General features: G+C 51.1%; 9 protein-coding genes and 1 tRNA gene. 4 read left to right on the forward strand and 6 right to left on the reverse strand.

Going from position 1 to position 7,675, the window contains the following annotated elements; genetic code table 11:
* Positions 1-70 precede the first annotated feature (70 nt).
* The 6 genes from J4F31_11240 to J4F31_11265 form a co-directional block, all read right to left on the reverse strand.
* Entirely contained in the window at positions 71-1,357 is a 1,287-nt protein-coding gene (locus J4F31_11240; protein MCE2497131.1) for a flippase, read from the reverse strand.
* Positions 1,357-2,058 (reverse strand): hypothetical protein, encoded by a 702-nt coding sequence (locus tag J4F31_11245; protein MCE2497132.1) that lies wholly within the window; start codon positions 2,056-2,058, stop codon positions 1,357-1,359. Before J4F31_11245 ends, J4F31_11240 begins: the two co-directional genes overlap by 1 nt.
* 126 nt (positions 2,059-2,184) lie before the next feature.
* A complete protein-coding gene (locus J4F31_11250) occupies positions 2,185-2,805 on the reverse strand; it encodes an HAD family phosphatase (GenBank protein ID MCE2497133.1) in 621 nt (206 codons plus the stop codon).
* Between the two features lie 61 nt (positions 2,806-2,866).
* Positions 2,867-4,309, reverse strand: coding sequence for an adenylate/guanylate cyclase domain-containing protein (locus J4F31_11255; protein MCE2497134.1), 1,443 nt, complete (start codon positions 4,307-4,309; stop codon positions 2,867-2,869).
* Entirely contained in the window at positions 4,291-4,842 is a 552-nt protein-coding gene (locus tag J4F31_11260; protein ID MCE2497135.1) for a hypothetical protein, read from the reverse strand. The genes J4F31_11255 and J4F31_11260 overlap by 19 nt, the downstream gene beginning before the upstream one ends.
* Positions 4,843-4,854: 12 nt before the next feature.
* Entirely contained in the window at positions 4,855-5,433 is a 579-nt protein-coding gene (locus J4F31_11265; GenBank protein MCE2497136.1) for a hypothetical protein, read from the reverse strand.
* A 155-nt stretch (positions 5,434-5,588) separates the two neighbouring features.
* Here J4F31_11265 and J4F31_11270 point away from each other — a divergent pair, with 155 nt between their 5' ends.
* The 4 genes from J4F31_11270 to J4F31_11285 all read left to right on the forward strand — a co-directional run bounded on the left by J4F31_11270 (position 5,589) and on the right by J4F31_11285 (position 7,555).
* A complete protein-coding gene (locus tag J4F31_11270) occupies positions 5,589-6,131 on the forward strand; it encodes a DUF917 family protein (protein MCE2497137.1) in 543 nt (180 codons plus the stop codon).
* A gap of 6 nt (positions 6,132-6,137) precedes the next feature.
* On the forward strand, positions 6,138-6,698 hold the full coding sequence (locus J4F31_11275) for a DUF917 family protein (protein ID MCE2497138.1): 561 nt from the start codon (positions 6,138-6,140) through the stop codon (positions 6,696-6,698).
* Between the two features lie 64 nt (positions 6,699-6,762).
* Positions 6,763-6,836 (forward strand) — tRNA-Ile (locus J4F31_11280).
* Between the two features lie 302 nt (positions 6,837-7,138).
* Positions 7,139-7,555 (forward strand): hypothetical protein, encoded by a 417-nt coding sequence (locus tag J4F31_11285; GenBank protein MCE2497139.1) that lies wholly within the window; start codon positions 7,139-7,141, stop codon positions 7,553-7,555.
* Positions 7,556-7,675 lie beyond the last annotated feature (120 nt).

The raw sequence follows: 7,675 nt of genomic DNA on the forward strand, positions 1-7,675 counted from the left end.
AAAACCTATATCGGCCTTATTCCTCTGTTCAGTCCTGTTAATTAAATAATGAAATTTAGAAAAGTCGAACTTAGGATGTACGGAGCGGATGTGTCCCCAATTTTCGGTGCAAATAAACTTGGTTGTAAATAAAACCGACACCGTAGGTGGCGAGTGTTCCGTAAGCGGCACCGATCGTGCCGTAGGCACTAATAAAAAACCAGTTGAAGGCCACATTCAGGAGCGCGGAGATCAATACGAAGTAGAAGTTCACTTTTTGGAGTCCGATGGCGTCGAGCACCACGCCGAATTGGCGGGCGTATGGGACAAAGAGCGTGTAGAAGATGGTGACGCGCAGGATGCCCACGGTATCCAGGTATTCGGGTCCGGCCAAGATGTTGATAATGAACTCCGGGAAGATCAGAATCACCGCCGCTGCGGGCAGCGTAATGGCCATGATGGCCGCCACGCTTTGCTCGTAAAGCTTGGCCGCTACTTGCTGGCCTTCGTCCTTGATGCGTTTGGCCAGGGCCGGAAAGAGCATGCTGGCCACCGAGAGGGTGGGGACTTCGACCAGTGAGGAAATGCGGATGGCCGGATTGTAAGCCGCAACGCTCGCCGTGCCGACCATGCTTCCCAAGAACCATTGGTCGACATTCTTGAGCGACTGGGCACTCACATTAGTGCCAAAAGTGTACTTGCCGTAGTTTGCCAAATCAGCTGCCGTGGCCTTATTCCAATGACCTTTGAGCGGCTGAAACATGCGGGTCATGTACCAGCCCACCAAGGCGCCGAGTAATTGAAAGGCCACCAAGGCCCAGCTCAAATGCACCAGTATGGCCGGCTCATCGTAGAACCACAGAAAAGCGAGGTAAAAGAAGAATCCGGCCCGTCTTAGAAAGTGCGACCAAAAGAGTCCGCGAAAGCTGCGATTCGCTTGGCCCACGTACTCAAAATGCCAAAACAGCGGCATAATAAGCGACCCGATGATTTGGATATACAACATCTGCGCGAGTCCGGGAGCGGTCCGGAGACCTTCGAGCCACAGGGCCGCGGCGGCGAAAAAAACCATTTGCACGGCCGAAAACATGTAGTTCAGTGCTAAGCTGCTCCCTCGAATGGCCGCTTTTTGTTCCTCGTTTTCGGCTTGAGCCAAAGCGCGTATGAGTCCGTTCCGCAGGAAACCGTTCCGCAACACTTCCAAAATAGTGATGATGCTGATGACCAGCGCATAGACACCGAATTCTGCCTTCGGCAGGATGCGCACCAAGATCATGAATCCGAACAGTCCGAAGAACATCACGCTGAAGCGCTGGCGCAGGGTGTAGATGCCCGAGCGCATCCAGTAGTTGCTTTTTATTTTAGATGCGATGCCCATCAATCGAGAAAGCGTTCGTACTCGGTTCCGCGAAGCACCTGCTCCACTTCATCGGCATTGGCAATAAAGCCCGAGAGCTTTTTGGTGGTGATCTTTTTGAGTCCGGCCTTGGGCTCGTGGTAATGGAGCTTCAGAAAATGAAACACCTTACTCATGGTTTCGGGGTGCTTGGCCTTGTCTTCGAGGTCGTCTTCGTACGAAACCGGCAAGTAAGTGAGTCCGTCGAGCACTTGGGCTTCGAATTGGTCGAGCGAAGCGGAGCGGCCCAATTGTACTTTGAGGTCTTCGACGTCGAGGGTCATTTTTTCGAGTGGACCGGTGGAGCTACCTTTTTTTGCGTGGTACGCCATGCGGTGTTCGACATATAGTCGCGAAAGCACCTGGCGCAGGTTGTTGTGTCGGCGAAGGTGAATGAGCTTGTATCCATCGTCGATGAGCGACTGCAAAAAGGCCTTGGGGTCATCGAAGTCGTGGAGATCGCGCAGCTGATAGCTGAGGAGTTTGAATCCGTATACCGATTTAGGTGATAGCCGCTCGCGGGTGCGAATCCGCCCGAGAGGGCGCGCTACTTTTTTGTTTAGAGTTTCGCCATCGCAAAAGAGGTCGGGGTGCGAGTTCATGAGGCTCACCAGCAGGGTGGTACCCGAGCGGCCCTTACCGAAGAAAACGAATTTAGCCGTGGGTGTTCGTTTACGGCCCATGGCCTTGAGGGCGTCGATCGATTGCAGGACGTAGCCGACAACGTGAATGCTCAGCCATTTACGAGACTGAAAAACGAACAGTTAAAGCGACATGGTAGGTGGCTTTGGTTCCACCTACTGTACGAGTTATTTGAACTTTTGGAGAATCCGGTCGAGCGAAAGAATGGAGGTTCCGGCTTGCAAGTGGTAAGCGTGAAGTCCGGCCGCTTTGGCTCCCTCTACGTGCTGCGGCGAGTCGTCGATGAACAGCGTTTCGTCGGCTTCCATGGCGCGGTCTTCGAGGATCTCTTCGAAGATCTCGATCTCCGGCTTGCGGTACCCTACCAGGTGGCTGTAGTACGTACTTTCGAAAAGGTATTCGAACTCCGTATACTCGTGGCCGAACTTCTCGTAAATGGCCTCGAGGTGCAATTCATTCGTATTGCTCAACAGCACAATGCGATAATCTTCGCGTACCGTATCAAGGAAGTTGATGTGCTTTTCCGGCAGGTCGAGCAACATGGCGTTCCAGGCCTTGTCGATATCGGCGTCGGCGAGGCCCTTTCCGCTGGCTTCGCGAATAGCATCGCGGAATTCCTCGGTGCTGAGGTCGCCCGTTTCGAAAAGGTCGAAGGTTTCGGTTTGTTGGAGTTGAGAATAGACTTCATCGAAGTTTTCGAAGCTCAAATCTTTGAAGGCTTTCTCGGTTCGGCGGTAGTCGATATCGAGTAAAACCCCGCCTAGATCAAAAATAATATTCCGGATCATCCATGATGAATTACGCTACGCAAGATAAAAGATGCTCGGGGAACTTTGCAATACCCTACGATTAAATTGAAGATGCGGCATTTATACTGCGTTGTATGTGATCGAATTGTACTTGAACGGCGCGGTCTGCGGGGAAGTCCACAGCATACGAGCGAAACAGCTCCAATGCTCGTTGATGCTCCCCGGATAGCCGTAAACTCAGAGCTTCCTGGTATCGCTGGCGGAATTCCACCACGCGCCGGTGGTGCGGATCCTGCACATCGAGCAGCTCGTATATACGGATCAGTCCCACACGCCCTTTTACCAGAGTTTCGTCGAGAAAGCGATACTCGAGCTTGTCGATCTCGACCTCTGCTTTGAACTCTTCGGTGAATATGATGCTTAAGCCATATATCTTGGTCAGGTGCTCTACCCTGCTCGCGGTATTCACGGCATCGCTGATCACAGTACCCTCCATCCGTTGCGACTCGCCCACTACCCCGAGGATCATTTCGCCATAGTGCAGGCCTATACCGAAGCGATAGGGAGATTCTTCGTCGTTGATGCTCCTCTTCATGGCCAGTGCTGCGTTCATGATATTGTTTTCGCGCACCGAAAACAGCGCCATGATGGCATCGCCGATGTATTTGTCAATAAATCCGTGGTTTTCGCGAATGAGCGGAGCACTTTTGCTGAGTACGCTATTGACCGGGCGAAACGTGTCGCTGGCCGTTTTACCCTCGGCGATGGTCGAAAAATTGCGCAGGTCGGCGAACATAACCCCCATTTTCGTTTCCTGACTATCGCCCAATTTGATCTTGGTGATGTCGGGCGTACCCAATAACTGCAAAAACTCGGTGGGCACAAAGCGCGACTGTGCGTTACCGACCGTGACGAGCCTGGCATTGAGTCGCTCCACATCGTCGAACGATTTCGAGAACCGAATGGCCGGGACCAACGACTGATACAGAATAGATACGGCAAAACCGATCGGGAAAATGAACCCACCTTGCCAAATGCTCAGATCGACCAGCAAGTCGTTCACGAAACAGAAACCCATGACGATCATCCCGAACAAAAACAGCACACTACCCGTCCGCCGAGCGCGAACGCCCAATATGAGTACATACAGGGCGTAGGTGTGAATCACCAGCGCCAAGGGCAGAATCACCAGTAAGTTGCTCGAAAAAACTTGGGTGGGCGATAAGGCGATAAAAAGGGCATCGAGAACGAGCACGACCGAAGTCAACTGAATAAGCCATCGTTTCACCTTACCGGGGAAAAAATCATCGATAAAGCGCAGGAACATCAGTAAAATGAAGGGGAAAAGCACGTAGAGAATGCGTAATCCGATCGCATACGGAAAGCCCGGAAACAGCTTGAACATGAGGGTTTCGGGACCAAGCAGCTCACGGAGTCCCCACCCAAAGCACATCAAGGCAAAATACAGCGGCCCTTTATCATCGAGCCTATAAAGCCAAATGCCGAAATAGTAGAATCCCATGATCAGGAGGATTCCAACCAAGAACGCTGAAAAGAACACCGCGCGTCCGTGGCATAGGCGTAATTGGATACGCGAAAAGTCAGCAGCACCGCCCCTGATGAATAGGTCGAAAACCTCACCACATCGGACAATACGCAGGGCTCCATCGCCTCCGACGTATCGATGCGACCCGACGAATAAATGCGTTCGCCGTTAACATAGAGGTCAAAGGCCGAATGTATGGTCGGTAGTTTAAGTGCATATCGGCCTACGGCCAGAAGCAGGTCTTTCACCTGGTAGGTGGCGTATCCGACATGGCGTGGGAGCAAATCGCCTGAGCCCGTGTAAGGCGCCCATGATCCCGGCACTTGGAGTGTATCGGCAGAGGTGTTGAATTCGGCCGGATCGCCAAACTCTTTCCACCGACAATACCAGGTGCCGGAGAGCCGCACGGGCCACTCGTCTTCTGTGACACCGCTCAAGTCTGCGCGACCCTCGGCTACGGGCACATCGGGCCGCGAGGCCCAAATAGGCGCAGCGAAGAACAAGTATAAAATGAAGACTATAGCGCGCAATGAATGGGGGTCTTAAGCCAACTCGAACTGGATCTCGGGTTGCAACCAGGCGCGATCGAGTAGTCCGATGGTGCCTTTGTGGCTGAAGTCCTTGGGTTCGTAGGCGTTCATAGGGTAGTGGTCGGTAAGCAAGCCCATTTGAATGAGTTGCCCGGCCACGAGTTCGGCGCAGTAGATCTTGCCCATGCCCGAAAAGCGATGGTAGTAGCGGCCGGTGGCCATTTCTATGCCCATATCGATCATGGACGGGAATACCGCGTCGTGCACGACCGGAATATAATTCTTAATGGCGTCGAACATCTTTTGGGTACGCTCGACGTGTAGTTGCACCAGGGCGAATTCGACATCGGATCCCGTGGCCAAGTTGGTGGTCAATCGCTTGTTGAGATCGACGATCATGGGGCCGGTCTTGGTTTTATTGAGAATAAGATCCGGCAAGTTGGTGAGGTCGTTCGATTCCCGGAACAGCAGTTCGGGGATGTTGCTACCGGTTAGGCCAATGTCCTTAGAACGGACGATCATACCGGAATGCGACCATTTACTGCCTTCGATGATCTCTATCAGGTTGCTGCTCGGGAATTTCCCGTGCATGAGGAGGATGTCACCAGTTTTTACGTGGGGTTCGAGCTCGGATCATTTGGAGGTCCACGGCGCGAGGGCGTTTTTAATGGGGTGTGCTTTGGATTTACTCATAATTAGGAGGATAACTGGGGTTAGTTTAATATTACTAATAAATCTCGGCGCTTATGTTCCTCAAGGAAAAAGAACTCAATTGGATCGTTAACGGAACGGCCTTTTTGGGCAGTGGCGGTGGTGGTGCTAAGACCACGGGTACTGCATTTGCACAGCTGATCATGCAGCTGACCGATGGAAAAAGAGTAGAGCTCGCCACGAGCGAGCATTTCGGCGCCATCAGCGCCATTGAGAGCGATCAGTACGATGCCATTTTCAAAGCCATTGATCAGGCCGCGCAGTGGCTCAAGGCAAATGAGCACGACCCTGTTTCGCTGATCTTTCCGATCGAGACCTGTCCGGAAAATACCCTGGCCCCGATGGTGGCCGCGGCCAAGTACGGCATTCCGGTATTCTATGGCGACGGGGGCGGACGTGCTGTTCCGGCCTTGCAATTGTCGGCTTTTGCCAACAGCAGCAACCCTTTTTGTCCGGCCTTCGTGACCAACGACAAGGGTGATTTCATGCACGTGAATACGGGCACGCCCGAGATGCTCGATGAGTTGTTGCGCCCGGTAACGGGCACCCCACAGTTTGGGAATTCGGTGAGCTTATAGCTGTGTTTGTGGCCGGCGAAAGAACTGGCCGACGAATGCGTACGGCATACGGTGACTCGTTCATTGGCCATGGGGGCGTTCTTGGAAGGGATCACGACCAAGAATCAAACTTTGGTCGATCAGTATAAAGCGGATTTAAACCAACTGAGTGCTCGTTTGGTAACTCATGGCGTTGTGACCGAATTCGTCGATAAAGAAACCGGGGCCTTTGACTTTGACACCATCGGCATTCAGGACCGCAAAACGGAGCAGCAATATACTGTACTGGCGCAGAACGAGAACTTGATCATGTACAGTGCGGAGGCGGACGGAACCATTTCGAATGCGCCGGACTCGATCAATTACATAACCCCACAAGGGATTTCCAAGACCAACAGTGCCTTGTCGAAAGGTGAGGAAATACTGGTGATCGAGATCGAATCGGACGCGCGTTTGCGAACCGAGCGAATCTATAAAGGATTCCAAACACTGGTGAACGGATTGGGCTACTACGGTAAGTTGCACACCACCCACGGACACGAATACAGCGGTTTGGGCGACCTTTTGTCCGAGCTAATTCAGCCTTGACGGTTACATTATTACTACAAAATCGAAGAAGGTTCTTAACTTTGCACCACTCTGAAAAGAGCATGGTCCTATAGCTCAGTTGGTTAGAGCAACAGACTCATAATCTGTGGGTCGCAGGTTCAAGCCCTGCTGGGACCACTTTATTTGAAGCAATCCAAAGCAAAGTCTGGCAACCTATCTGGTTTCCAGACTTTTGCGTTTTATTTGGGTGCAAGTCAAATCATTTCAACGCATAAAATTGGTTACCATTTTGGTTACAGTAAACCGTGCCGGTTACACTGGGATCAATCAGTGCGTTGTTTTGTACCCAACTGCGCTTTTTTGCATTTTCAGACACTCGAGTGTCGCCATAACTTTGTGAAATATAAATAGTTAGCGACAGGAAAACACATTTTTACACCCGCACAACAAAGTCTGGAGAACTCAGTTTATACTGCCGATTGATCGATGGAAAACGTGAAGCCTTTTCTACAGGATTGGTAGTTCTTGAAAAAAACCCGTCACAAAAAAGGCAGTCAATAATTGGGCACGATCTATTTGCAAGGCAAGCTTTGGTGAAATTGAATCGGCTTAAAGCTAAAATTCAAAATGAATACGATCGCCTGAACTACGATAATGACTATTCGCTAAGGAGGTTGAAAAACGTCCTTTGCGGGATTGAGGGGTCAACGATATTCTTCCTAACCGAATTTCAGGCGTTTATTGAGTTTCACCAAAATTCTGAAGGTAGTAGTATTGGGCTCTCGACATTGAAGAAATACAAAACAATCTATTGCCATCTCGATCGCTTCATCCGCAGCAAATATTGTCGTAAGGATATTCCACTTCGAGAGCTTGATAAAGCTTTCATGTATTAGCCCCTTAAAGGGCTGGACAGATTTTCTAAAACAGTTTAGGGGACTTAAATTTAGAAGATTATGTCAAAGAGAAGAACGTTTACCAAGGAGAAGAAGCTCGAGATTTTGCGTTACGCAGAA

The organism is Flavobacteriales bacterium (assembly GCA_021296215.1).
Lineage (GTDB): Bacteria > Bacteroidota > Bacteroidia > Flavobacteriales > ECT2AJA-044 > ECT2AJA-044.